Genomic DNA, 25,225 nt, shown 5'->3' with positions numbered 1-25,225 from the left:
AAACCGGCCTCTGAGCATTTTGATATCGCCAGCGCCCAGCGCGGATCAACGCGACCTTCATCGGCTCGATCGGCAACCTCGGCGTAGGCCTGCCCTATGCGATCACCGTCTCGGTGTTCGGAGGCACGGCGCCGGCAATCGCGCTCTATTTCAAGAGCATCGGGCATGAGGAGTGGTTCTACTACTATCTCGCTGGTATCATCTGCCTGTCGCTGATCATCTATTCCTCCATGCGCAGCACCAAGCATGCCTCCGCGATGCACCGGCACGAGTAGCTCATGACCGACGAGACGCCATCCGACAGCAAGCTGACGCGCACGAAGGAAAAATGGGCGCGCGAAGGCCGCTTTTTGACCGGCAAGATCACGCGCCCGGAAGATCAGCGCCTGCCGCCCGGCCAGCATCTGACAAAAGACTGGCCGGTGCTCGATCTCGGCGTCGTGCCGCCGGTTTCGCGTGAGCGCTGGCGGCTCGACGTCTACGGCGCAATCGAGACCCCCGTGTTCTGGACCTTTGCCGAGTTCGCCGCTCAGAAGCAGGCGCGGTTCACCTCCGACATCCACTGCGTCACGACCTGGTCGCGCTACGACAATGAGTGGGAGGGGCTCGCTACGCGCGAGCTGCTCGCGGCCTGCCAGCCGCGCGAGGACGCGCGCTTCGTCGTGCTGCATTCCCATGACGGCTACACCACCAACCTCGCGCTGGACGACTTTGCAGCCGAGGATGCATTGCTCGCCCATAGCTGGTCCGGTGAGCCATTGTCGGACGAACATGGCGGCCCGGTGCGGCTGGTGGTGCCGCATCTGTATTTCTGGAAGAGCGCCAAATGGCTCCAGGCCATCGAGTTCCTGACCGAGGACGCGCCGGGCTTCTGGGAAGTCCGCGGCTATCATAATCGCGGCGATCCCTGGGCAGAGCAGCGCTATTCGGGCGAATAGGTTCAAGCAAGGACGGGGGGAAGCCCATGCGGACAGAGCGCTTTCAATTCACGGGCGAAGGCGGCCATCAACTTTCGGCCGCGCTGGAGCTACCCGACGGCGAGCCGGCGGCCTTCGCGCTGTTCGCGCATTGCTTCACTTGCGGCAAGGACACGCTGGCCGCCAAGCGCATCTCGGTCGCGCTGGCCGCCAAGGGCATCGCGGTGCTGCGCTTCGACTTTACCGGGCTCGGCTCCAGTGAAGGGGATTTCGCCAATTCGACGTTTTCCTCCAACGTCGCCGATCTCGTGCACGCCGCCGATCATCTGCGTAGCGTCCGCAAGGCGCCGTCGATCCTCATCGGTCACAGCCTCGGCGGCGCCGCGATCCTCGCGGCGGCCGGACGCATCCCGGAGGCCAAGGCGGTTGCGACCATCGCGGCACCATCCGATCCCGCCCACGTCACCGGCCTGTTCAAAGCGCATCTCGACGACATTCGCACCCAAGGTGAGGTCGAAGTCTCGCTTGCGGGACGCCCGTTCCGGATCAAGCGCGAATTCCTCGACGACATCGCCGAGCACGAGCTGATGAAGGACGTCACCGGCCTGCACAAGGCGCTGTTGGTCATGCATTCTCCAGTCGACGATACCGTCGGCATCGACAATGCGACCAAGCTTTTCGTCTCCGCCCGGCATCCCAAGAGCTTCGTCTCGCTCGATCATGCCGATCATCTCCTGACCAAGCCGGCCGATGCGCTCTACGCGGCCGACATGATCGCGGCCTGGGCAAGCCGGTACATCGACACAGCCAAACCGGCGAAGGCGATGGATCTTCCCGAGGCGCCGCGCCGGGTCGTGGTGCAGGAGACCCGCAAGAGCAAGTTCAACCAGGTCATCTCTGTCGGTCCGCATCGCCTGATCGCGGATGAACCGGTCGCCGCTGGCGGCGAGGATGCCGGCCCTGGTCCTTATGATCTTCTGCTCGCTGGCCTCGGGGCCTGCACCTCCATGACCATGCGCCTCTACGCCGACCGCAAGTCGCTGCCGCTCGATCGTGTCACCGTCTCACTGAAGCATTCTAAGATCTATGCGAAAGACTGCGCGGAATGCGAGACGCGCGACGGCATGCTCGACCAGATCGAGCGCGACATCGCGATGGACGGCGCGCTCGATCCCGAGCAGCGCAAGAAATTGATGGAGATCGCCGACAAGTGCCCGGTGCACCGGACGCTGACCTCGGAAATCCGGATCGTGACCAGGGCCGTGGATTAGCGCGCTTGCGCTAGAAGCAGGACGCCATCGTCCGCAACGCCGCGGTGATCTCGCTCTCGCGCCAGGCCGCGAAGCCGAGCAATAGACCGTGATCGCGCGGCCTGCCCAGTGCCAAGCCGGACAGGGCACGCGTTTCAACGCCCGCTTCGACCAGCCGCTTTACCGCCTTCTGATCCGCGCGACCGCGCTTGAGGCGCGCGACGAGCTGAATGCCACCGGGGGGCACTTCGGCAGAGAGTACCTCGCCGAGATGACGCTCAAGTCCCTCGACGAGGTGATCGCGACGAGTGTGATAGATCCGGCGCACCCGGCGCAGATGCGCCAGGAAATGTCCGTCGGCAATGAACTCGGCCAGCGCTTCCTGGACGTGGCTCGGGGCGATCAGCCCGATGTGCCGCTGTGCGATCTCCAAGGTGTTGACCAGGGCCGGCGGAACGACGAGATAGCCGAGCCGGATGTCCGAGGTCATGGCCTTGGAGAACGTACCGACATAGAACACGCGGCCATGGGCATCGAGTCCCTGCAAGGCCGGCACCGGCCGGCTGTCATAGTGGAATTCACCGTCGTAATCGTCCTCTACGATCCAGGTCTTGCCGGGCCTGCTCAGGCCAAGAAACTCCGTGCGGCGCGAGAGCGACATCAGGCGGCCGGTCGGGTGCTGGTGCGACGGCGTCATGAAGATCAATGTCGGGGTCGCTATCCCCGGAATCCGCTGCATGCCCTGCTCGTCCAACCTCATCCCGGTCACGCGCGCACCGGACGCACGGAACGCGGCCGCGGCGCCGGGATAGCCGGGATCCTCGACCCAGACGTCGTCGCCGGGCGTGATGACGGCGGCCGCAATCAAGGTCAGCGCGGCCTGCGCGCTCGGCAGAATCAGGATCTGATCCGCCGTCGCGCGCACACCCCTGCTGGTCGCGAGATAATGCGCCAGCGCCTCGCGCAGGCGCGCCCGGTTGACCGGTCCGAGCTCGCGCTTGGCCGCGCGCACGGCGCTGCGGCGCAGGCAGCGCGCCCAGACCTCGTTCGGAAACTCCCGGAAATCGCCGTGCCCGGGACGCAAGGGTCTCAGTCGTGCCTGATAAGACATCGGCCAGTCGGTCTGCGTGAGGCTTGAAGCCCAGGGCGAAAGCCGCGGCCTGGCAAGGCGCATGCGAGATGCGATGGCGCCCGCCTCTGCAATGCGCTCGCCGCCCTCGACCGTAATCATCGGACGGCGTCCGTGCGAGGCCTCGAGATATCCCTCGGCGGCGAGTTGCTCGAACGCATAGGTGACGGTGTTGCGCGAGACGCCGAGATCGCTCGCAAGCCGGCGGCTCGACGGCAGCGTGCGGCCTTTGACGAGACGGCCGGTCGCGATCAAGCTTCGGAGCTGGCTCGTCAGTTGAGCCACCAGCCCCTCGTCGTCGGCCCGGTTCAGGTCGATCAGGGCGGAGATCATGCTTTCCGGAACTGGCACCTTGATCCTTTCTGATCTGGCACTTTTTTAGGTGCCAGGCGGAATGCTATCCGCCTGATAGAACTGCTTCAAGGATTTTCCGATGAACTCCCTCTCGCCCCGCGCGACCGTCGGCCTATTCCTCATCGTCGTGCTGGCTTGGGGCGTAAACTGGTCGGTGACGAAGCAACTCGTGCAATTCCTTCCGCCGCTCTGGACCTCGGCGATCCGCAGCTGGATCGCTTTGGCAGCATTGTTCGTGATCCTGGGGCTCAGCAACAATCTGGTGATCCCGAAGCGGCGCGACATTCCGGTGGTCCTGAGTGTCGCGCTGCTGCACATGACGATATTCTCTGTCCTGGTGGCGGCCGGTGTGCGCTTCCTGCCCGCGAGCAAGGCCATTGTGCTCGGCTACACCACGCCGCTCTGGGTCGCGATCGCAGCGCCCCTGCTGGGGAAGGATACGCTGACTGCGCCAAAACTGGCCGGCGCCCTGCTCGGGCTGATTGGTCTTGCCGTGATCCTGAATCCCACCTCGATCGACTGGACGAATGCCAACGTCGTGCTTGGCGCCGGCATGGTGATCCTGGCCGCGATCTCATGGGCTGCGAACATCATCTATATTCGGGCCCATCGCTGGATCGCATCCCCACTTCAGCTCCTAATCTGGCAGGTGCTCGTTGCCACGATCGTGCTGTCAGCGGCTGCGATGATCGTGGAGGGGCTGCCGCACGCGGAATGGTCATGGAAACTCGTCCTGCTGTTCCTGTACTCCGGTCTGATCGGGACAGCGCTGGCTTATTGGGCCATGTCGATGGTCAACAAGAGCATCTCGGCTCTGACGACGGCGCTCGGAACCACCGGCACGCCGCTCGTCGGGATCGCCTGCGCTGCGATCCTGCTGGGCGAGCCTATTGATATTAGTCTTGCCGTTGCGGCCGGACTGATCATCGGTGGCATTGGCTTTGCCACGCTCGGCGATCGTATGCTGCGCCGTCAGGCTACCGCGAACGGCTGAACGCGCAGCATCCCGCGCAAGCCCGCCGTCGTGCCGAGCAGGATGCCGGCGACGGCGACGAAGGAGCCCAGCGCGAGCGTCGACACGCCTGTAAGCCCTTGCCCGATCGAGCAGCCGAACGCCATCACGCCGCCGATGCCCATCAGCGCGGCGCCACCCGCCGATCGCAGCATGTGGCGTGGCGAGGAATAGCCTTCGAGATGAAAACGGCCGGTAGCAAGCGCGGTGGCCAGACTGCCAGCGAAGACGCCGGCAACTGTCGCAATGCCGAAATTCGGCGTCAGACCAGTCGAGAGCATGCCATATTGCAGGCTGTCCGCGATCGGCGCGACGAAGGTGAGCGAGGTCACCGGCACCGGGTTGAAGTCATCCGCGCCGAGATAGCCTGTGACGAACCAGCCGCCGGCGACGAGGAGACCGACGATGACACCGGCCGCAATCTGGCCGGGGGAACGCCGGAACGCCGGGTGCGCGAAAGCGAACAGGATCAGCGCAACAACGACGACAGCAGCAGCCATCGCGCGCGAAACCGCTTCAGCCGGACCGAACGTCGCCAACAGTGACGGCAGCGAATTCACGTTGACCGTGGTTTGCGAGGCCTGGACCAGCGCGATGCGCACCGGCGCGATCAGGCCCTTGAGCGTCATCTGCGCGGCGATGGCGAGCACGACCACCACGACGAAGGAGCGGAGATTGCCGCGACCGAGCAGCACCAGCGCGCGCGAACCGCAGCCGTTCGACAGCACCATTCCGTATCCGAACAGAAGTCCGCCGAGAAACAGCACTGGCACCGAAAAGGACTGTTGCAGGTAGATCGACTTGCCGAGATCGACCATGCCGTTGCCGGCGAGGAATTGGCTCGCGGCGGTCGCAACCGCGATCGCCAACGCGTAGGTGCGTACCAAGCGCCCATCCCCCTTCGCCAGCCAGCCGCGCATGCTGCTCATCAGGCAGAAGCCGCTGAGCAGGCCGACGGCGCCGTAAAGCAGGCCGATGCCGAGGCCGGCGAGGATGACGAGCTGGGTGGACGACTCCATGATCAAGGCTTCAGGATCACGCGGTTCCGCGACGAGCCGGCAACGGCGACATAGGCCTCCTTCGCGCGTTCGAGCGGATAGACGGCGTTCGCCTTGATCGGGAATGGTTTCAGGTGCCCGCTCGCGAAGCCCGGGCTGAGGTCACGCAGCACAGCGCCTGTCGCGATCGACGAGAGGCCGAGCGTGTCGATGCCGACATAGGTGTGTTGCCCGCGGTAGAATTCGAGGATGTTGAACTGCACGATGCGGTCGATCGCGGCGATCAGGATCTGGCGGCCGCGAAGCGCGAGCGACTTGTGCGCCGCCTGGAAATAGGGATCGCCGACCGTGTTGAAGACGATGTGGGCACCTTTACTCCCGGTCAACTCGCGCACGCGCGTGGCGACGTCGGTCGCGGAAGCGTCGATCACCTCGACAGAGGCGTTGGTGTGGCCCTCATAAGGTTCCGCCTTGCGCACCACGCCGATGACACGCGCGCCCTGCCAGGTCGCGATCTGCACCGCCGCTTGACCGACCTTGCCGTTGACGCCGAACACCAGCACCGTCTCCCCGGGCTTTGGAATGCCGGCGCGGCGAAAGCCCTCCATCGCGGTGACAAAGGGCACACCGATGCCGGCGGCCTCCTCCCAGGACACGGTCTTGGGCTTCTCCACCACCGCGTCGGATTCAACGACGAGATGGCTGGCGTGAGTGCCGTCGCGACGGATGCCGAGATCACCGGAGGAGCCGAACACCTCGCGGCCGATCGTACCGGCCGGCCCGTCAATCACCACGCCGGCGTAGTCGCGACCCGGCGTGCGCGGGAAGATGGCATAGGGCATTAGCCCGGTCGCGGCCTTGACGTCGGACGGATTGACGGCGGCGGCCCTCACGTCGATCAGGAGATCGCCAGGGCCGCGAGCGAGCGTCTGACGCTCAACCACCGGCGCAACCGCAGCCGCGTTCTCGGCCTTCGCGTTGAGGCGCACACAGCGCGCGTCGACGGCTTTGGGATCGGCTGTTGACATGGAAAGACCCGCGATTTCTCGCGGGCCTTGTCGCCCTTGGGGACGGTCGAGTCAATCCGTCAAGTCAATCCTTGGGCCGCTTGTCATAGAGGCGCTTGGCCTTGCCGAGCGAGCGTTCCAGCGTGGCCGGCGCAACCACGCTTACCCTGGAGCTGATGCCGATGGTGTTCTTGATGTGCGTCGAGATCCGGCTCGCATGGTCGAGGAGGCCCCGGCCGTCCCAGCTCTCCGGCCGCGCCTCGGCAATGATGGTCAACTCGTCCATGCGGCCTTCGCGGGTCAGTTCCAGAATGAAATGCCCTCCGCACCAGTCGGTGGCGAGCAGAACCTCCTCGATCTGGGTCGGGAACAGATTGACGCCGCGCAGGATGATCATGTCGTCGGAACGGCCCGTGACCTTCTCCATCCGCCGCATGCCCGGCCGCGCCGTGCCCGGCAACAGCCGCGTCAGGTCGCGGGTACGATAGCGGATTACCGGAAAGGCTTCCTTAGTGAGCGAGGTAAAGACCAGTTCGCCCTTCTCCCCGTCGGGCAGCACCGCACCCGTCTCGGGGTCGATGACTTCGGGATAGAAATGATCCTCCCAGATGTGCAGACCGTCCTTGGTCTCGATACATTCCTGCGCAACGCCGGGCCCGATCACCTCGGAAAGACCGTAGATGTCGGTCGCGTCCATGTCGAAGGCGTCTTCGATCTCGCCGCGCATGGCATTGGTCCAGGGCTCGGCACCGAAGATGCCGACCTTCAGCGAGCACTGGCGTGGATCGAGCTTCTGGCGCTTGAACTCGTCGAGGATCGCCAGCATGTAGCTCGGCGTCACCGTGATGATGTCGGGCCGGAAGTCGTTGATGAGCTGCACCTGCCGCTCGGTCATGCCCCCGGAGATCGGCACCACGGTGCAGCCGAGTTTTTCGGCGCCATAGTGCACCCCTAACCCGCCGGTGAAGAGACCGTAGCCATAGGCATTGTGGATGATCATGCCAGTGCGGCCGCCGGCGGCGCGGATCGAGCGCGCCATCACGTCCGACCATGTGTCGATGTCGCGTTGCGTATAGCCGACCACGATCGGCTTGCCCGTCGTGCCGGAGGACGCATGCACGCGCACCAGCTTTTCACGGGGCACGGCAAACATGTTGAAGGGATAATTGTCGCGCAGGTCCGTCTTCACCGTGAACGGAAATTTCGCAAGATCCGAGAGCTCTCGAAAGTCGGACGGATGCACGCCGGCCGCGTCGAAGGCCTTGCGATAGTGCGGGACGTTGTCGTAGGCGTGCTTCAGCGACCAGGCCAGTCGCTCCGTCTGGAGTGCCATGATCTCGTCGCGCGATGCGCGCTCACGCGCATCCATTTCGGCGCGATAGGTGTTACCACCTTCCTTGAGCCTCGTCAGAGCCATCTTCGTTTCCCCGCATCATTGCTTTTCTTTATTGATCCTCCGCCGGCAGCCAATTGCCGGGAATGACCCGCGAATGCCCGCGAAATTCGGCGATGACTGTATCGCCGGCGGTGACGCGCACGTCATAGATGCCGGAGCGGCCGCTACGGGTGACCTCCCGCGCCTTCGCCACCAGCCGATCGCCGAGCTTGCCCGGCTTGATGAAGGTGATCTGTCCCTGCGCCGCCACGACGCGGTCGTTGTGCGAGTTGCACGCGAAAGCGAAGGCGGAATCGGCCAGCGTGAAGATGAAGCCGCCATGGGCGATGCGCTGGCCGTTGACCATGTCCGGCCGCACAGTCATCGCCAGCGTCGCATAGCCCGGCCCGATCTCGACGATCTCCATGCCGAGTCCTTTGGAGGCATCGTCCTCCGCCCACATCGCATCGGCGCAGGCACGGGCTACATCCTCGGGCGACAAGGCGGGCTTGACATTCACGCGCTTCTCCCCTCCGATTGTTTGGACACGATTTTCTGCTGCTTGGCTAAAACTGTCAAACGTGGTCGTAATCGACCACGACCCGCTCCGATGATGGCTTGGCCTGACAGGTCAGGACAAAGCCGGCCTTCAGCTCCCAGGGTTCCAGCGAGTAGTTGATATCCATCGGCGCCTCACCCTCCACCAGTTTTGCACGGCAGGTCGAGCACATGCCGCCCTTGCAGGCGAAGGGCAGATCGACACCGGCGCGTAGTGCGGCATCGAGGATCGCCTCGTCCTCGGCGACCGGCACGTCGCGGCGCTTGCCGTCGATGATCAGCGACGCGATCGCTTTCGGGGGCGCGTCCGGCGCAACGATCTTCTTCGGCCGCGGCTTGCCACCGAACTCGGAGACAAAGCGCTCGACATGGATACGCTCTTCCGCGATGCCGAGCCCTCGGCAGGTCGCCTCGATGTCCTCGCTCATGCCGGACGGACCGCAGATGAAGACGTGATCGACGCTTTCCGCCGGCACCAGCGAACGCAGCAGCACTCGCACCTTGTCGCCGTCGAGCCGGCCATGCAGGATCGGGATGTCCTGCTCCTCGCCGGAGATGACGTGGAAGATCGAGAGCCGGTCGATGAAGCGATCCTTGAGCTCTTCGAGCGCCTCGAGGAACATGATGTTGTCGGTCGTGCGATTGCCGTAGAACAGGAAGAACTGACTGTCCGGCTCGCGCGCAAGCGTGCCCTTGACGATCGACAGGATCGGCGTGATGCCGGAGCCGGCGGCAAAGCCGACATGGATGCGGCCGGTGCCGGCCGGCGGGATCACGCCGAAACGTCCCGTGGGCGTCATCACATCCAGCGCGTCGCCACACTTCAAATCGTCCGCTGCCCAGCTCGAAAACGCGCCACCATCGATCTTCTTTACGGCGATGCGTATCTCGCCGTCGTCGGGCCCGGAGCAGATCGAATAGGAGCGGCGCACTTCCTCGCCATCCAGCGTGGTGCGGAGTGTGAGGTATTGGCCGGGCGTGAAGGCGTAGTCGGCCGCAAGCTCCGCCGGGATGGCGAATGTCAGCGATACGGCGTCCGACGCCTCGCGGCGGAGGTCGTTGACGGCCAGGCGATGAAAGCGTGGTGCGGCTGCTGACATGGTCAATGACACTTGAAATAATCGAAGGGTTCGCGGCAGGCCCTGCAGCGCCAGAGCGCCTTGCAGGAGGTGGAGCCGAATTCGGATAGCAGCTCGGTATTCGCCGAGCCGCATTGCGGGCACGTAACAGCTTGCTCGCCGAACAGCGCGCGGCGTGAATTCGAATCCTGCGGCGGAGCGATGCCGTAGGCGTGAAGCTTCCGGCGGCCCTCTTCGCTCATCCAGTCGGTGGTCCAGGCCGGCGAGAGCACAGTGCGGACTTTTGGACTGCAAAAACCGGCGCGCTCCAGCGCGACTTCGATTTCCAGCGCGATCATGTTCATGGCTGGGCAGCCCGAATAGGTCGGGGTGATCGCGACCTCGACGTGATCGCCGTCGAGGACGACATCACGGAGCACGCCGAGATCGGCGATGGTCAAGACCGGAATTTCGGGATCGACCACGCTCGCCGCGGCATCCCAGGCCCGTTGGCGCAGTTCGCTATGGGGCTCCAGCACCGTCACCATGTCTGCCCCGGGAAAGTGCGCTGCATCGACTGCAGCTCGGACAGAAGATGGCCAAGATGCTCGCTGTGCCGCCCGGAACGACCGCCTTGCTGCATCCAGTCGGTCTGCGGCAGCTCTAGCGTGGCTTCACTGACGACACCCGAGAGTGTCGTCATCCAGCGACCCCGCAAGCTTCCGGGATCGACGGCGATATCGGCATGGATCAGGGCGCGCTCGCCTTCATCGACGGCAAACATCTCACCGGTGAAAGCCCAGAGATGATTGATCGCGGCCTGCGCGCGGGCATGGCTTTCAGCCGTGCCGTCACCGAGCCGGATGATCCACTCCGAGGCATGGCGAAGGTGATAGGCGCTCTCCTTCTCCGACTTGGCGGCAATGGCCGCTAGCGCCGCATCGCGCGAAGTCATCATCGCACGCCAGTAGAGATCAGCGAAGGCGGAATAGAAGAACTGCCGCACCAGCGTCTGGGCAAAATCGCCATTGGGCTGCTCGACCAGCAGCAAATTGCGATACTGCCTGACGTCGCGCAGGTATGCGAAGCTGTCCTCGTCGTTGTCCTTGCCTTCGACCTTGGCGGCGTAAGAGTAGAGTTCGCGGGCCTGGCCAAGGAGGTCGAGCGCGATGTTGGAGAGCGCCATGTCCTCTTCCAGCATCGGCGCATGTCCGCACCATTCCGACAGCCTGTGCCCAAGGATCAGCGCGTCGTCGGCCCGGCGCAGCGCGTAGAGCACCAGTGGTGTTTCTGAGACCTCGATGTTCGCGACGGGCATCACATGTGTCCCACTTCCTCGGGCACTTCGTAAAACGTCGGGTGCCGGTAGATCTTCGACTCCGCCGGCTCGAACATCAAGCCCTTGTCGGCGGGATCGCTTGCGGTGATCGCCGTCGACGGCACGACCCAGATCGAAAGACCTTCGCCGCGACGGGTGTAGATATCGCGGGCGGCCTGCAAGGCCATCGTGGCGTCGCTCGCATGCAGCGAGCCGACATGCTTGTGCGCGAGCCCGTTGCGGCTGCGAATGAAGACTTCCCACAGCGGCGTGTTTGGCGTGGCCATTGCGATCTCCCTACTCTGCCGCTTGTGCAGTTCGACGCTGCGCGCGCTTTGCGGCATAGCTAGCTGCCGCCTCGCGCACCCAGGCGCCTTCGCCGTGCGCCTTGCGGCGCGCGGCCATTCGGTCACGATTGCACGGGCCGTTGCCGGCGAGCACCTGCTTGAATTCTGTCCAGTCGATCTCGCTGTAACGCCAGTGCCCGTCCGCATCCTGAATCATGCCGGGATCGGGAATGGTGAGGCCGAGATATTGCGCCTGCGGCACGGTGGCGTCGACGAACTTCTGTCGCAGCTCGTCATTGGAGAAGCGCTTGATCTTCCACTTCGTCGAGATGTCGCTGTGCTGGCTGGTGGCATCGGGCGGGCCGAACATCATCAGCACCGGCCACCACCAGCGGTTCAAGGCATCCTGCGCCATCGCCTTCTGCTCGTCGGAGCCACGGCACAGCGTCAGCATGATTTCATAGCCCTGACGCTGGTGGAACGACTCCTCCTTGCAGACGCGGATCATCGCGCGCGCGTAAGGACCATAGGAGCAGCGACACAGCGGGATCTGGTTCATGATCGCGGCGCCGTCGACCAGCCAGCCGATGGTGCCGATGTCGGCCCAGGTCAGCGTCGGATAGTTGAATATCGAGGAATATTTCGCCTTGCCCGCGAGCATGGCGTCGACCAGCTGTTCGCGCGAAGTGCCGAGCGTCTCGGCCGCGGCATAGAGATAAAGCCCGTGGCCGCACTCGTCCTGCACCTTGGCGAGCAGCGCCGCCTTGCGGCGCAAGGACGGCGCACGCGTGATCCAGTTGCCTTCGGGCAGCATGCCGACGATTTCGGAATGAGCGTGCTGGGAGATCTGGCGCGTCAGCGTCTTGCGATAGGCCGCTGGCATCCAGTCGTTTGGCTCGATGCGCTCCTCGGCATCGATGCGGGCCTGGAACTGCGCAGCCTTGGCCGCGTCCTCAAGACCGCGATCAACGGTCTCGGTCGTGTTCAGCGCCTGGGTATACATGCGCACCCTCCCATTTTATTGAGAGACAATATATAACAAGAATTATCTCATGCAAGATATTTCTGTAACATAACGATCAAGCCTCGAATCTCCGTTCCAAGAGTTTTCGCGCCGGCGGCAATGGGCCCTTTTCATTGGTTCCGTTGCCATCAAGCCATTGTTCTGATGGGACAAGCAGCGCGCGATAAATGTCGCCGCACAGCGCGCGGGCGGCCTTGCCCGGCCAGTTCGCCGGAAGCAGGCTTTCGGGCAGCAGCGGATCGCGCAGCACGACGCGACGGTAATGGTGGATCAGGAGGATGCGCGCCGTGAAGGCGTCGGCCTCGGACAGCTCCGTACCGCGCGCGATCGCGGTGCGCAGCGGCTCGAACGTCTTCATGAACTTGAGATAGGCGTCCGCGGTGCGATCCAGCGGCCAGCTCGCACTGAGCAGCCGGCGGCCGCTGTCATCCTCGGCCGAGACTTCCAGACGGATGGCGCCCGCGGCCTCGCCCGGCACTGGCACGCCTGACGGCGCGACCCACACGCCCGGCAGCGGACTACCGAAGCCCGCATTACGGAGCGCCTCGCGCGAGGCGTCGCGATCCTCGCCATTGCCGATCAGAAGCAGTTCGAAGCGGCCGGTCCAGTCGGACGGCGGCGGATCGTAGATATGGCGTGTCGCGGCCTCGAAGATCTGGCGGCCCTTGTCGGCCAGGCGATAAAAGCTGTTGCGGCTGACCTTTTCGCGCGTCAGCCAGCCATCGGCGGCAAGCCGGGACATCGCGGTACGCACCACGCCGCTGTCGATGTCCAGGCTCTCGAAGAATTCCAGCAGCGTGCCGAGCCATACCGAGCCACCACGCGGCACGATGGCATCGCCGAACACCGTGATGACGATGGAGCCGGTGCGCGACGGTTCGCGTTTGAGCTGCTCGATGATGCGGGACAAGGGATGCGCCATGCGCGAGGCATAGCGCGTTTGGTGCGGGCGCGACAATGGACGGGTGCGACGGTCTCGTTTCTCCCTCTCCCCGTTCTTACGGGAGAGGCAAAGAACTACCGATGCGGATCGGGATAGACCACGCTGCGCCAGCCGCTGCGGTCGAAGGGCCGCCAGCTGCCTTCCTTCTGCGCAAGGCGATCAGCCACCGCGAAGACAGCAGCCGGATGATGACCCATGCCGCAATGGCTGCTCTCGATCTCGATGCTCTCGGTCTGCGCGCCCGACTTCTCCATGCAGCCCTGCCAGGCGCAGACACCGTCGGTGCGGCTGAAGATCGCCGTGGTCGGCACCGGCGGCGGAACGGCGAGATCGCCGCCGAACTGCGGATCGACCTCGTCGGATTTCCGCCCGCTCGCCCATTCATAGACGCGCCAAGCATTGGTCGAATGCGGATCGCCGGCAAAGGGGCTGCCGAGCGTGATCACCTGGCGCACGCGGACGGGCATCATTTTGGCGAGCTGGCGCGCATAGAGACCGCCGAGGCTCCAGCCGACCAGGCTGATCTTGCGGCCGTGCCTGTCGCTGAGCTCCTGAACCAGATCCACCATCGCGTGCTGCACGCCCTCGCGCAGGCCGTAATTGCGGCCCTGGCGCCAGCCGCTCACCGCATAGCCCTTGCCCGACAAAAATGTGCGCAACGCGCGCGTGGACCCGTCGGAGGCCACGAGGCCCGGCAGAACCAGCACCGGATGCCCATCGCCCCGCGGCGCAAGGCTGAGCAGCGGCAGCGCGCCGAGGAATGCGCCAAACTCGTGGATCGCTCGCCCTTCCAGGAACATCAGGGTGCGAGACGGCGGGCTCAGCGTCTGGGCAGTAGCGGTCATCAATGGATCCCTCGGAAGAAATGCTGAAAAGACCACCGGCTGCGAGGCCGGCAAACAGGTATGAATTCCAACACGCCAGCTTTTCGAACGTTCCGCAGCGCACCATGAATCAGCTAGGACGCCGGTTCCCTACATTCAAGCTGGTGAAACCCGAGGCCACAATAGGCCGGCGCGTGAATGCCAGCGTCCGTGACGCAAAAGTCACAACAATCGAAGCAGGAATTCTACGGAGTAAAGCGCCAGGCCCGCCAGCCCACCGATCAGCGAGCCGTTAAAGCGGATGTATTGCAGGTCGCGGCCAATGTTGATTTCGATCAGCGAAATCAGCTGCGCCATGTCCCACGATTTCACCTGGTCGGAGATGAAGGTCGAAACACCGCTCTTCTGGTCCGCGACGAAACTGCGCAGCACCGCGACCAGCCCCTTGTTGATCTCGCCGCGCAGCTCGGTATCGCCGGCAAGCGCTTCGCCTGCCGCGACACACATACCGGCGAGATGATGCTGCAGCACCTGCGTCTCGCCGCTTGCACTACGCTCGATGAAGGACCGCGTGTTGGCCCAGACGGTGCGGGCGAGATCGGCGAGCTCGGGACGCGCGAGCAGATCGCGCTTCAAACCGTCGATGCGGTCGATATAGGCCTGGTCGGTGCCGAGCCGGTCGACGAAGCTCAGCACCATGCGATCGAACTCGCCGCGGAACGGATGTTTGGGATCGCTGCGCACTTCATTGAAGAACGCAGTGGCGGAGGCCACGATCTTGTTCACCAGAAACTTGTCGGCGCGATAGAGCCTGAGCAGGGTCGGCAATTCCGCCCGCACCTTCTCACGGATCATCGCCATCGTCTCGGTCTGGTTCAGCGTCTCGTGCATCACGCGCAGGAGATCGTCGAACAGGATCTGGTGACGTCCCTCGGCAACGAAGCCCCGCAGCGTGCCGGCCGCGAGCGGCGCGAGGTCGATCGCCTGGAGCTGCGATGACATGCGGCGAAGGATGAAGGTCATCAGGCCCGAGGTTTCCGTCGCAGAGACGGCCTCCGGCAGCAGGCGCAGCGCAAAGCGCGCAAGGTCGTCACTGCGCTTGCGATCACGCAGCCAGTCGGCGACGAAGGAGCCGAAATCGATCTCGTTCAGCTTGGCCTCGACGGGAGCAGCCTCGAGGAAATGCACCTGAATGAACTCGCCGAGCTTGTCGGCGATACGGGCCTGGTTGCTCTGGATGATCGCCGTGTGCGGAATCGGCAGGCCGAGTGGACGCTTGAACAGCGCGACCACCGCATACCAATCGGCGAGCCCGCCGATGGTCGCGGCTTCCGCGAAGGCCGCAATGAATCCGAACACGGGATGCACAGGCAGCAGCCATTTCGCCACGACGAACAGGACGAGCGTCGAGCCCAGCACCAGCGTCGCCAGCGCCTTCACGCGGCGTAATTCGGCCGCGCGTTCGGCGTCGCCGGGGGAGTCGAAAGAGAAGGTGCCTGATGGATTCATCACAGCATCACACTATCCGTCATTGCGAACGAAGCGAAGCAATCCAGAGCAAGGAGGCAGACTGGATTGCTTCGCTTCGCTCGCAATGACACCTACGGCGGAATAACAAAAGGCCCGCCGAAGCGGGCCTCAAATTCAGTTTTTGCTCAGGACGCCGTATCAGGCGGTCTTGTTGTAGACCTTGGCAAAATTGTCCTGAGCGGACTTCGCACCGTTGGCGGCGAGCTTGCCGAAATAGTCGGTGGTCGCCTTGGCGCGCGAGACGAACGCTTCGCCGCGGGCGCGGAGCAGGCCGGACTGGATCTCGACAGCTTCGCTGAACGACTTGGCGGACGCGAGCTTGTCGATGCCTGCGAAGAATGCCTCGGCGTCCTCGTAGATCGCCTGCTGGATGTTGCGGCTGATCTTGCCGGCTTCGGTGACGGACTCGGTCACCGCGTTCTCGACGGCGGCGGTCACGCGCTCGGAGCCAGCGAACACTTCGGCAGCACGGTCCTTGGCGGTATTGGCGGACTTCTTGACGAACTCGCGGGCAGCCTCAGGAACTTCCAGGTTCTGGATGTTCTTGAACGCGTCCTTGAAGCCTTCGAAAGCGGTGTTGGTTTCGGTGGTCATTGGGGTCTCTCCATCCTCATTGGTTGAGCTATGGGCTCACCCCGTCCGGTTTTGGCCCGGGGCACGGCTTATATGGCATAGTTAATTGTGCGATGCAATATCGATGTTGCAGTGCGATATCACGAAACCGTGAATAGCCTTAATGGGAGGCAATCGGGCGCCTCCCTGACCATCCGAGTTCCCGACCACCCGTCCACCGGTTCTCAATGCTGGACGGCGCCGGGCAGCCCATAGGCCTCCATCTGGGCCTGGACCTGCGCGATGTTGTGCCCGAGCACAACGATATCGTGGGTCTTGCCGTCAACGTCGCGGACATGATCGCGCAACAGTGCCTCGGCCTTGAAGCCGAGGCTCTCAAACAGCGTGATCGCGGCCTGCTGATCGACCGTCATCTGGACCGAGAGCTTTTCGAGGCCGGCGCCGAGCGCGAGTGCGAAGGTCTCCTGCGACAGCGTCCGACCCACCCCCTTTCCGCGCACATCGAGCGAAACCACCATCCGGATCTCGCCGACATGGGGCGACCAGGAGTGCGGATCGCGCACCAGCGTGCCGCAGCCGACGACCGTGCCGCCCCTGACCGCGAGCAGGCTCGTGATCGCGCCGCGCTCGATCTCCTTGACCCAGGCGGAGAGCACCTTCGGCTCACTGATGTTGCGCGGCAGGAACAACAGGTCGTGGGTCGGCAGGCCCTTGCCGAAGGCGAGCACCGCGGCCTCGTCCGCCGGGGACATCAGGCGGATCTCGATATCGCCCGCGTCCGTCTTCACATGACGCGGATAGGAACGCTGCTCACTCATGTCGATCTCTTCCCCAGCCAGGAATCCAGTTTCGGCCATAGCCGCTTCACCGCATTGGCGCCGGCGACGAGCGAGACGTGACCGCCCTTCAGCATCACCTCCTCCTTGTCCTCCGATCCGATCTTGGCGATCAGGTGCTTTGCAGCCTCATACGGCACGATGTGGTCATGCTCCGCCACCGCATGCAGGAACGGCACCTTGATGTCCTCGAGCTTCGCAGCACGGCCGCCGACCGACATGGTATCGTTGAACAGCTTGTTGTCCCACATCAGGTCCTTGGTGATGGTGCGGAAATATTCGCCGGCCAGCGGCAGCGTGTCGGTCGCCCAGCGGTCGAACATCCGGTAGGATTTGACGAACTCGTCATTCCAGATGTTTTCCCAGAGCTGGATCTGGCTGACGGTGCGCGAGGCCGGGCGCAGCATCTCGAACGACGACAGGATCATCTCGGGCGGCACGTTGCCGACGCTGTCGACGAGGCGATCGACATCGAAATAGCGACGGTCGGAGAAGTTCGAAAACAATTTCATCTCGCGAAAGTCGATCGGCGTGGTGAAGCAGATCAAATTCTTCATCGGCCCGTCACTGTGGATCGAGCCGTAGAGCAGCGACAGCACGCCGCCGAAACAATAGCCGATGACGGAGACGTCCTGTTCGCCGGAATCCTGCTGCACGCGGCGGATGCAATCCGGGATGAAGTCGAGGACATAGTCCTCCATGCGGAGGCTCTTCTCCTCCGGTCGTGGCGCGCTCCAGTCGAGCATGTAGACGTCGTAGCCGCGCTTCAACAGGAACTCGATGAAACTCTGGCCGGGCACGAGATCGAGAATGTAACCGCGGTTGGTGGTCGCCATCACGATCAAGATCGGAATTCGATAGATCTCGTCGGACATCGGACGATAGTGGTAGAGGCTCATCGTGCCGCGCGAATGCAGCACGTCTTTCGGGGTCGAGCCGAGCGTGGGACCGGACGTCGAGAAATATTCGACGCCTTTGATGCTGCGCTGGATGGCGCGCTGCACCTCGGACTGGATGCGCTCCGGGATCCCTGCGAAGTCTAGTCCGGCGGGTGCATTCATGTCTGCTCTCCGCCTTCAGATGGCGGGCGCTTGGTGCGCGGCGGGCGCAATGCAGTGTCGGAGCCCTGAGAAATGCCGGAACTCGCCGCCATCTGGCTCAGCATCGACTTGATCTCACCGATCTGTCCTTCGATGGACTGCAGCCGTTCCGCAAGGCCGGTGACCTGGTCCCGGCTCGGCAGATTCATGGAGACCAGATATTTTTCCATGAGGTCGCCGAGCTGCTTCTGAGCGCCTGCAGCAACGCCGCCGGCCCGGTTCACGGCTTGCGAAAACTCGGGCGACGACATGGCCTGATTGGCGAAGGAGTTGAACCCCTTCTCCATCTCGCCAACCATCTTCTGCCACATGGCAATGGGGTCGTTGCTGTTGTCGGTCATCGGCGTCCTCCTGAATTCGAGAGCTTCGATGCCCTTCCTTTTTCGCCATACCACACCGTTGCGCGGTGCCGGTCAACCGGCAAGCAGCGGGTCTGATGCCGCGGACGCGGCTTCATTGCGAGACGAAACCATGCGATACAGCATTGATCAAAAGCCGAGGGAACGCGCCCGTGAACGCCTATCAGCCGCCGCAAACCGTCCACGCCAACGGCATCGACATCTGTTACGAGACTTTCGGCAACGACAGTGCCGAGCCGCTGCTGCTGATCATGGGGTTAGGCGCTCAGATGATCCACTGGGACGATGCGTTCTGCGAGCAGCTCGCCGCGCAGGGCTTTCGCGTCGTTCGGTTCGACAATCGCGACATCGGAAAGTCGAGCCATCTCACCGGCGGCAAGCGTCTGACGCCGCTCGAGTTGTTGAAGCTTCGGTTTCTCAGGATTCCCGTGGCCGCAACCTACAAGCTGATCGACATGGCGAAAGACACGGTCGGGCTGATGGACGCACTCGGCATCAAGTCGGCGCATCTGGTCGGGGCGTCCATGGGCGGCATGATTGCGCAGGAAGTGACGTTGTCGTTTCCCGAGCGCGTGCGCTCACTCACCTCGATCATGTCGACGACCGGCAATCCGCGCGTGCCGCCGCCGACGGGTGAGGCCGCCGCGATGCTGATGGCGCCGCCGCCGCGCAGCAAGGAGGAGTTCATCGTCCGCTACGGCCAGACCTGGAACGTGTTGCGGGCCGGGTCCTTTCCGGAGGAAGAGGCGCTCGATCCCGGTCGTGCCGAGCGCGTGTTCGCGCGCGGGCTCAATCCGGCCGGCGTCGGCCGGCAGCTCCGGGCGGTGCTCGCCTCCGGCAGCCGCAAGGAGCGACTGTACGGCGTCAAGACACCAACGCTGGTCATCCATGGCACCGTCGATCCGTTGGTCCGCCCCGAGGGCGGCAAGGATACGGCAGAGTCAATTCCTGGCGCAAAGCTGCTGATGATCGAAGGCATGGGCCACGCGCTGCCGATGCGGTTCTGGCCGGAGATCATCGGCGCCATCGCCCAGCACGCACATGGCGCAGCGGCGCGTGCGGCGTAAACCGACGCAGAAGGTCTCCTCACGGTGACCATGTGAGCTGCCGGTTACTCTCTTAACGCAAGCCGGCACGAAAGCTAATACAGCCTTTCCTCAATCGCCAAGAACCTCAATCCGCAAGAAAGAGGCTGCGGCCTCTCGGAGTTCACATGCATCTCATCGTCCGGTCAGCCGCAATCATCGCCGCTTCAGTCGTCACGCTGTCCCTCGCGAGCGGCGCCGCGATGGCGGGTAGCGCGCAAGAAGAAGCCAATCGCAAAACTGTGCTTGCGTTCTATGAGAAGGGGCTCAACCAAAAGGACGCCGATGCAGCCCTCGCCCATGTCGGCGACCGCTACGTCCAGCACAATCCAAACGCGGCCGATGGTCCGGACGGCTTCCGAAAATTCATCGGCTTCCTGCGCGAGAAATTCCCGAACTCGCACAGCGAGATCAAGCGCAGCTTCGTGGGTGGCGACTACGTCATCCTGCACGTTCACGCGGTTCGCGAGCCCGGCAGCAGGGGCAACGCGATCGTCGACATCTTCAAGCTGGAGAACGGCAAGGTGGTCGAACACTGGGACGTCGTGCAACCGATCCCGGAAAATCCGGCGAACAACAACACGATGTTCTGACGGATTGAACCGGTTGCTGCGCAGACGGCCTAACTCTTCCTGGCCAACCAGATCACGTGACGCGCGCCACCGCCTCTTCCGGTGGCGCGAATGTTGACTTCGTTGACGTCGAAGCCGGCACTCCCGAGCCGCTTGGTGAAGGCCGGGTTGGGTCCCGAGGACCAGACCGCGAGCACGCCTCCCGGCCGCAGCGCCGTCTTCGCCGCCTTCAACCCGCTCGCATTGTAGAGCGCATCGTTGCCCTTCCGGGTCAGCCCTTCCGGCCCGTTGTCGACATCCAGGAGAATGGCGTCGAAGGCCGACCGCTGTGCCCGGATGGTTTCGCCGACGTCGGTTTCCCGGATTCTCACCCTGACGTCATCGAGACTGTCACCGAACACCTGCGCCATCGGGCCCCGCGCCCAGGCGACGACCGCCGGCACGAGCTCGCAAACCACGATCTTGGCCTTGCCTCCCAGCACGGTAAGCGCCGCACGCAGCGTAAAACCCATGCCAAGGCCGCCGATGAGGACGACAGGTTTTGCCACCGTCTCGATCTGCTTCGCCGCGAGTGTGGCGAGCGCGGCCTCCGAGCCTGAAAGGCGGTTGTTCATCAGCTCGTTGGTGCCGAGCTTGATGGAAAACTCCTTGCCTCGCCGCATCAGGCGAAGCTCTTCATCGGAGCCGGGGATTTTGGCGGTATCGATCTTTTCCCAGGGAATCATGCGAGAGCTTTAGCACGATCGGCCGCCGGATTATCCTCCTGCCCACACGTCCAGCACATACCGGTTCTTCGTGCCCATCTCCTCGATCCAGCGGGCAGCCGTGGCGGCATCGCTGTCGCTCTTCTCGCGATGGATCGCGACCAGTGCCGCCTTCACGTCGGGCTCCATCTTGCTGCCGTCGCCACAGACATAGACGATCGCGCCCTGCTCGATCAGCGGCCAGACCTTGTCTTTCTGCGCGGCGAGGACGTGCTGCACATAGGTCTTCGGGCCTTCCGCTCGCGAGAACGCCGTGAACAGCTCGGTGATGCCGCTTGCCGCCAGCGCCTTCAGCTCGTCCGTGTAGAGAAAATCCTGATCGGGATGTCGGCAGCCGAAAAACAGCATCGCCGGACCGAGCACGGCGCCCCTGGCCTTGCGCGCAGCACGCTCCTGGAGGAAGCCGCGGAACGGCGCCAGTCCCGTGCCCGGGCCGATCATGACGATCGGCACGGATGGATCGTCCGGGAGCCGGAAGCCGGCCTTGGTCTCACGCACGGTGGCATGGATCACGTCGCCTGCGCGTCGATTGGCGAGATAGTTCGAGCAGATACCCTTGTAGGTGCCGCGGCCCGAGGCGGCCGGCCCTTCAACCACGCCGACCGTGACGCTGCAACGAACCGGATCGACCGACGGCGAAGACGAGATCGAATAATAACGCGGCGCCAGCAGCGAGAGCATTTCCAGATAGACGTGGAACGGCAGTTCGCAGGCCGGATATTCGAGCAGCAGATCGAACACCGATTTCCGCCGGGCCAGAATCTCGCTGCGATAGCGCTCGAGCGGCTCGGGCTCCTCGCCGACGAAGGCCAGCAGTTTTGGTTTCGTGACCGGACAACGCGTGTGCTCGGCCATGATCTGGATCTGCTTCCGTGTCGCCACTTGCTGGAGCTCGACGAACTCGCTGAGCAGGCGGCCGACCGACACGGCATCGCCGACCGGCAATTGCGCGCGGCGGCCTTCGGCAACCTGAAGCCTGATCTGGTCGGCCGGCAGGAAGCCAAAGCGACGGGCGACCGAATCCACCAGCGTCGGATCGTTGCGCGGGACCACGCTCAGATGATCGCCGACGCGGTAATTGATGTTGGACGGCAACTGCACCTCGATGTGGCGCGTCGAACGCTCTGACGGATTGGAACCGGCCTTGTTCTGAAGCTCGTCATTGACCAGCACCTTCATTGCCACCGCGCCGCCCTGGGCGACGATGGTGTTGACGGCGGTCACCGCGACCGGCTCGATCGCGTAGAGCGGATCATCCTCCGCGGTACGGGTGAAATTCCAGTCGATGCCGAATTCCTTGGTCGCGACCTGGGCGGCCGCCGGGAACCATTTCTGGAACTGGCCGTCGAGATCGCTGCGCGCATCGCCTTCGCCGCGCGGATAGACCGCGCGCGCGCCATGCTTCGACAACTGCTCATCGATGAAGCGCGGCACCGACTGGTAGGTCGCGGCCCAGTCGCTGTTGCCGCAGCCGAACACGGCGTAACGCACATTGGCAAACGCATCCTTCGGCAGCTCGTCACCGAGCCATTTGACGAATTGCGTCGCATTGTCCGGCGGCGCGCCGTTATAGGAAGCGCAGATGATCAGCACGCCACCCTCCCTTGGCAGCTTGCCGACGTAATCGTCGAGCGGCCCCAGATGCACGGCAAAGCCGTTGATCTCGGCAAGATCGGCCATCCGAGTCGCCAGCTCCTCGGCGGTGCCGAGATTGGAGCCGTAGAGCACCAGCATCGGCGTGTTGTGGCCGGGACGCGCGGTGGGCTGACGCGGGGCCTTCGGCGCCGACGACACCGCCACAGGTCCGCCATAGGCACCGCGCTCGCGATCGGCGCGCGGACGGACTTTGATCTTGAAGCCTTCCGGCTTCATCGTCAGCGTTTCCTTCAGATGCATCTGGTAGCGCCGGTGGTCGATCAGCTTGAATCGCTGGAGGATCATGCCGAGCGCGAGCGCGGCCTCGTGCATGGCGAAGCCGCGGCCGATGCAGGCGCGCTGGCCGTTGCCGAACGGCTTCCAGGCATTGATCGGCCGTTTGGCTTCCGCCTCCCGGCTGAAATTCTCCGGATCGAACGCGTCCGGATTCGGACCCCAGACCGAGGGATCACGATGCAGCGCGGTCACCAGGATGGTGGTGAACGTACCCTTCCTGAGCTTGTACTTGCCGCCGCCGATGGTCTCGTCGTTCAGCGGCGAGATGCCATAGGCCGGCGCTGGCGGCCATAGCCGCAGCGCCTCCTTCAGGATCTGCGTGATGTAGGTGAGCTGCGTCACCTGCTGATAGGTCGGCCGTACATTGACGTCGGGACCGAAGACGCGGTCAACCTCGTCATAGGCCTTCTTGAGAATCTCGGAATGCTTGAGCAGCGCATAGAGCGTGCAGGACAACAGGCCGCTGGTGGTCTCGTGGCCTGCGATCAGGAACGTGTTGATCTGATAGCGGATGTTGACGTCGTCGAGCTGTTCGCCGGTCGAGCGATCGACGCCCGTCATCATCGCCGCAAGCATATCCTTCTTGTCGTCGGTCGCCTCTCCTCCCTTGCGGCGCTCCGCAATGATCTCGTCGACCATCTTGTTCATGAAGTCGACGTCCTCAGCCATCGTCTTGCGCCGCTTCTGCATCCAGAGCTGCTCGAACGGCAAGCCGCGCGTCATCATGATGGTTTCGAGCGAGCGCACCAGCGACTCGACGAAAGGATGGTAGTCGCGCCGGTAGAACGAATTGAAGCGGTAGTCGAAGCCGCACAGGCCGATCGTATCCAGCGTCAACGCCGTCATGTCGTGGACGACGTCGATCTCGTCGTCAGCGTTGAGCCGCTCCCATTTGCCGACGAGCTGCTCGGCGATGTCGACCATGCTCGGGTGATAGGACTGCATGGCGCGGTTGCCGAAGGGCTGGAGCAGGATGTTGTGCGCCTTGCTCCAGTTTGGCTCCCTGGTGTCGGCCGTGAACAGGCCGTCGCCGCCGACTGCGCGCACCCGCCGTAATGCACCGCGCACCGTCTTGTCGAAACGCTTCTCGTCCGAGAGCTCGTCGACGAGATCGTGGCCGGAGACGACCACGATCGGCGAGCCCATCATGTCGAGCCAGAAGATCGGCCCCAGCTCCTTGGCAAGCCGGGTCAGATGCTGCACCGGCGCGGCCGAATCCAGTGACAGCATGTTGCCGACCACCGGCTTGGTCGGCGGCTGCGGGATCGGGTCCAGACGATTCTTGGATGACATCGAAATGTAGTCCCCCTGCTTCAATGTCGTCATTGCGAGCGAAGCGAAGCAATCCAGAAATATGTCGCCGGAGGCAGCCTGGATTGCTTCGTCGCTTCGCTCCTCGCAATGACGAGTTCGCAATGATCAGCTAGCCGAACCGCCTTCTACGCCATTCGATCAGTTTGGCGCTGACCTCTTCCGGCTTCTCTTGTTGCGTCCAATGGCCGCTGTCCTTCACAAGATGTTTCTCCAGATCAGATATCAGCGTCTCCATGCCGTCGGCCGCCGACGGCGGCAGCACGGCATCGTTCTCGGCCATGATCATCAATGACGGCACGTGCACCTGATGGTCCAGGCCTTTCGCGCGCTCCCAATTGCGAGTGAAGTTGCGATACCAGTTGATGCCGCCGGTGAAGCCGGTTTTCGTGAACGTATCGACGAACACCTTCTTCTCGTCGGCCGACAGGATCGGAATCCGGGGATCGTGCTTTGCATCGTAGGCCGCGATCATCTGCGGGAACGCCAGATTGGTCTTTGACGAGGCGCCGACACCCGCGATCGGCGGCTCCTCCGGTTTCGCCGCCGGCCGCGCCAGCGGCTTGCGCATGAACGCGTCGAACGTCTGCTCGACGCGGCTGCCGAATATCCTGTCCGGCTCACGCGCGGGATCCTGAAACTGGACGATGTACATCTGATCGCCGAAGCGCTGGCGGAACAGCGCGATCGGATCGATCGGCGCGCGGTCCCAATGCGGCGTGTTGACGCCGACCACACCGGCGACGCGCGCAGGATGCCGCAGCGGCATCTGCCAGACGACGAATCCGCCCCAGTCGTGGCCGACGAAGATTGCCTTGTCGATCCCGAGATGATCGAGCAGCCCGACCAGATCGCCGGTCAAATGCTCCATGTCGTAGTCCTCGACCGGCTCGGGCCGGTCGGTCGCGCCGTAGCCGCGCTGATCCGGCGCGATCACGCGGATACCGGCCTCGCTGAGCGCCTTGATTTGGTGGCGCCAGGAAAATGCGAGTTCGGGCCAGCCATGGCACAGCACCATCGGCGGCTTGTCTGTGACCGGGCCCGCCTCATAGTAGCCCATGCGGATTCCGTTCGTCTGCACGAACTTGAGCGGCGGCATTTCAATCATC

Annotated in this window: 25 protein-coding genes and 1 pseudogene; 6 read left to right on the top strand and 20 right to left on the bottom strand. The window is 63.7% G+C overall.

Going from position 1 to position 25,225, the window contains the following annotated elements; genetic code table 11:
• Positions 1 to 74: 74 nt before the first annotated feature.
• The 3 genes and pseudogenes from N551_RS37370 to N551_RS0123215 form a co-directional block, all read left to right on the top strand.
• A pseudogene (locus N551_RS37370) lies at positions 75 to 275 on the top strand (alpha-ketoglutarate permease); the annotation flags it as partial.
• A gap of 3 nt (positions 276 to 278) precedes the next feature.
• Positions 279 to 938, top strand: coding sequence for a sulfite oxidase-like oxidoreductase (locus tag N551_RS0123220; protein ID WP_027568923.1), 660 nt, complete (start codon positions 279 to 281; stop codon positions 936 to 938).
• A gap of 26 nt (positions 939 to 964) precedes the next feature.
• Positions 965 to 2,188: a bifunctional alpha/beta hydrolase/OsmC family protein gene (locus tag N551_RS0123215; RefSeq protein WP_027568922.1), complete on the top strand. Its 1,224-nt coding sequence runs from the start codon at positions 965 to 967 to the stop codon at positions 2,186 to 2,188.
• A gap of 10 nt (positions 2,189 to 2,198) precedes the next feature.
• Here the strand turns inward: N551_RS0123215 and N551_RS0123210 are convergent, their stop codons facing one another.
• Positions 2,199 to 3,629, bottom strand: coding sequence for a PLP-dependent aminotransferase family protein (locus tag N551_RS0123210; protein WP_027568921.1), 1,431 nt, complete (start codon positions 3,627 to 3,629; stop codon positions 2,199 to 2,201).
• Positions 3,630 to 3,729: 100 nt separating this feature from the next.
• On the opposite strand from N551_RS0123210, the gene N551_RS0123205 reads away from it, so the two are divergent.
• Entirely contained in the window at positions 3,730 to 4,644 is a 915-nt protein-coding gene (locus tag N551_RS0123205; RefSeq protein ID WP_027568920.1) for a DMT family transporter, read from the top strand.
• On the opposite strand, the gene N551_RS0123200 is transcribed toward N551_RS0123205, so the two are convergent.
• The 16 genes from N551_RS0123200 to N551_RS0123125 form a co-directional block, all read right to left on the bottom strand.
• Complete coding sequence (locus N551_RS0123200) at positions 4,623 to 5,681, bottom strand: YeeE/YedE family protein (RefSeq protein WP_027568919.1); 1,059 nt, start codon at positions 5,679 to 5,681, stop codon at positions 4,623 to 4,625. The genes N551_RS0123205 and N551_RS0123200 overlap by 22 nt on opposite strands.
• A 2-nt stretch (positions 5,682 to 5,683) precedes the next feature.
• Positions 5,684 to 6,688 carry a zinc-binding alcohol dehydrogenase family protein gene (locus N551_RS0123195; protein ID WP_027568918.1) on the bottom strand — a complete coding sequence of 335 codons (1,005 nt, stop codon included), beginning with the start codon at positions 6,686 to 6,688 and terminating at the stop codon, positions 5,684 to 5,686.
• Between the two features lie 64 nt (positions 6,689 to 6,752).
• Positions 6,753 to 8,084 carry a phenylacetate--CoA ligase PaaK gene (paaK, locus tag N551_RS0123190; RefSeq protein ID WP_027568917.1) on the bottom strand — a complete coding sequence of 444 codons (1,332 nt, stop codon included), beginning with the start codon at positions 8,082 to 8,084 and terminating at the stop codon, positions 6,753 to 6,755.
• Between the two features lie 28 nt (positions 8,085 to 8,112).
• Positions 8,113 to 8,562, bottom strand: a complete 450-nt coding sequence (gene paaI / locus N551_RS0123185; protein WP_027568916.1) for a hydroxyphenylacetyl-CoA thioesterase PaaI — start codon at positions 8,560 to 8,562, stop codon at positions 8,113 to 8,115.
• A gap of 55 nt (positions 8,563 to 8,617) precedes the next feature.
• Positions 8,618 to 9,700 (bottom strand): 1,2-phenylacetyl-CoA epoxidase subunit PaaE, encoded by a 1,083-nt coding sequence (paaE, locus tag N551_RS0123180; protein ID WP_027568915.1) that lies wholly within the window; start codon positions 9,698 to 9,700, stop codon positions 8,618 to 8,620.
• A gap of 2 nt (positions 9,701 to 9,702) precedes the next feature.
• A complete protein-coding gene (gene paaD / locus N551_RS0123175) occupies positions 9,703 to 10,206 on the bottom strand; it encodes a 1,2-phenylacetyl-CoA epoxidase subunit PaaD (protein WP_027568914.1) in 504 nt (167 codons plus the stop codon).
• On the bottom strand, positions 10,200 to 10,976 hold the full coding sequence (gene paaC, locus N551_RS0123170; RefSeq protein WP_027568913.1) for a 1,2-phenylacetyl-CoA epoxidase subunit PaaC: 777 nt from the start codon (positions 10,974 to 10,976) through the stop codon (positions 10,200 to 10,202). The genes paaD and paaC overlap by 7 nt, the downstream gene beginning before the upstream one ends.
• The gene (gene paaB, locus N551_RS0123165) at positions 10,976 to 11,263 is read right to left on the bottom strand and encodes a 1,2-phenylacetyl-CoA epoxidase subunit PaaB (RefSeq protein ID WP_027568912.1); all 288 of its coding nucleotides are present in this window, start codon (positions 11,261 to 11,263) and stop codon (positions 10,976 to 10,978) included. Before paaB ends, paaC begins: the two co-directional genes overlap by 1 nt.
• A gap of 10 nt (positions 11,264 to 11,273) precedes the next feature.
• The gene (gene paaA / locus N551_RS0123160; protein WP_027568911.1) at positions 11,274 to 12,266 is read right to left on the bottom strand and encodes a 1,2-phenylacetyl-CoA epoxidase subunit PaaA; all 993 of its coding nucleotides are present in this window, start codon (positions 12,264 to 12,266) and stop codon (positions 11,274 to 11,276) included.
• Positions 12,267 to 12,342: 76 nt separating this feature from the next.
• Positions 12,343 to 13,209, bottom strand: a complete 867-nt coding sequence (gene paaX, locus N551_RS0123155; protein WP_027568910.1) for a phenylacetic acid degradation operon negative regulatory protein PaaX — start codon at positions 13,207 to 13,209, stop codon at positions 12,343 to 12,345.
• Positions 13,210 to 13,304: 95 nt separating this feature from the next.
• On the bottom strand, positions 13,305 to 14,075 hold the full coding sequence (locus N551_RS0123150) for a triacylglycerol lipase (RefSeq protein ID WP_027568909.1): 771 nt from the start codon (positions 14,073 to 14,075) through the stop codon (positions 13,305 to 13,307).
• Between the two features lie 201 nt (positions 14,076 to 14,276).
• The gene (locus tag N551_RS0123145; protein WP_027568908.1) at positions 14,277 to 15,563 is read right to left on the bottom strand and encodes a DUF445 domain-containing protein; all 1,287 of its coding nucleotides are present in this window, start codon (positions 15,561 to 15,563) and stop codon (positions 14,277 to 14,279) included.
• 159 nt (positions 15,564 to 15,722) lie between these two features.
• Complete coding sequence (locus tag N551_RS0123140) at positions 15,723 to 16,178, bottom strand: phasin (protein WP_027568907.1); 456 nt, start codon at positions 16,176 to 16,178, stop codon at positions 15,723 to 15,725.
• A 203-nt stretch (positions 16,179 to 16,381) separates the two neighbouring features.
• The gene (locus tag N551_RS0123135; RefSeq protein WP_007593821.1) at positions 16,382 to 16,975 is read right to left on the bottom strand and encodes a GNAT family N-acetyltransferase; all 594 of its coding nucleotides are present in this window, start codon (positions 16,973 to 16,975) and stop codon (positions 16,382 to 16,384) included.
• Positions 16,972 to 18,054, bottom strand: coding sequence for an alpha/beta hydrolase (locus tag N551_RS0123130; protein ID WP_027568906.1), 1,083 nt, complete (start codon positions 18,052 to 18,054; stop codon positions 16,972 to 16,974). Before N551_RS0123130 ends, N551_RS0123135 begins: the two co-directional genes overlap by 4 nt.
• Complete coding sequence (locus tag N551_RS0123125) at positions 18,051 to 18,434, bottom strand: hypothetical protein (RefSeq protein WP_027568905.1); 384 nt, start codon at positions 18,432 to 18,434, stop codon at positions 18,051 to 18,053. Before N551_RS0123125 ends, N551_RS0123130 begins: the two co-directional genes overlap by 4 nt.
• Before the next feature lie 170 nt (positions 18,435 to 18,604).
• Here N551_RS0123125 and N551_RS0123120 point away from each other — a divergent pair, with 170 nt between their 5' ends.
• Both N551_RS0123120 and N551_RS0123115 read left to right on the top strand, forming a co-directional pair.
• Positions 18,605 to 19,519: an alpha/beta fold hydrolase gene (locus N551_RS0123120; RefSeq protein WP_027568904.1), complete on the top strand. Its 915-nt coding sequence runs from the start codon at positions 18,605 to 18,607 to the stop codon at positions 19,517 to 19,519.
• Positions 19,520 to 19,665: 146 nt separating this feature from the next.
• Positions 19,666 to 20,130 (top strand): nuclear transport factor 2 family protein, encoded by a 465-nt coding sequence (locus N551_RS0123115; protein WP_027568903.1) that lies wholly within the window; start codon positions 19,666 to 19,668, stop codon positions 20,128 to 20,130.
• Positions 20,131 to 20,159: 29 nt separating this feature from the next.
• On the opposite strand, the gene N551_RS0123110 is transcribed toward N551_RS0123115, so the two are convergent.
• The 3 genes from N551_RS0123110 to N551_RS0123100 form a co-directional block, all read right to left on the bottom strand.
• Positions 20,160 to 20,834 (bottom strand): spermidine synthase, encoded by a 675-nt coding sequence (locus tag N551_RS0123110; protein ID WP_027568902.1) that lies wholly within the window; start codon positions 20,832 to 20,834, stop codon positions 20,160 to 20,162.
• 30 nt (positions 20,835 to 20,864) lie between these two features.
• Complete coding sequence (locus N551_RS0123105; RefSeq protein ID WP_027568901.1) at positions 20,865 to 24,098, bottom strand: bifunctional cytochrome P450/NADPH--P450 reductase; 3,234 nt, start codon at positions 24,096 to 24,098, stop codon at positions 20,865 to 20,867.
• Between the two features lie 130 nt (positions 24,099 to 24,228).
• Positions 24,229 to 25,224 (bottom strand): alpha/beta fold hydrolase, encoded by a 996-nt coding sequence (locus N551_RS0123100; protein ID WP_027568900.1) that lies wholly within the window; start codon positions 25,222 to 25,224, stop codon positions 24,229 to 24,231.
• Between the last annotated feature and the right edge of the window lies 1 nt (position 25,225).

The sequence above is a fragment of the Bradyrhizobium sp. URHA0013 genome (assembly GCF_000518345.1).
In the GTDB taxonomy this organism is placed as follows: Bacteria; Pseudomonadota; Alphaproteobacteria; order Rhizobiales; family Xanthobacteraceae; genus Bradyrhizobium.
The sequence above is the reverse complement of the archived record's forward strand: the minus strand, read 5'-3'. Positions and strand labels throughout refer to the sequence as shown.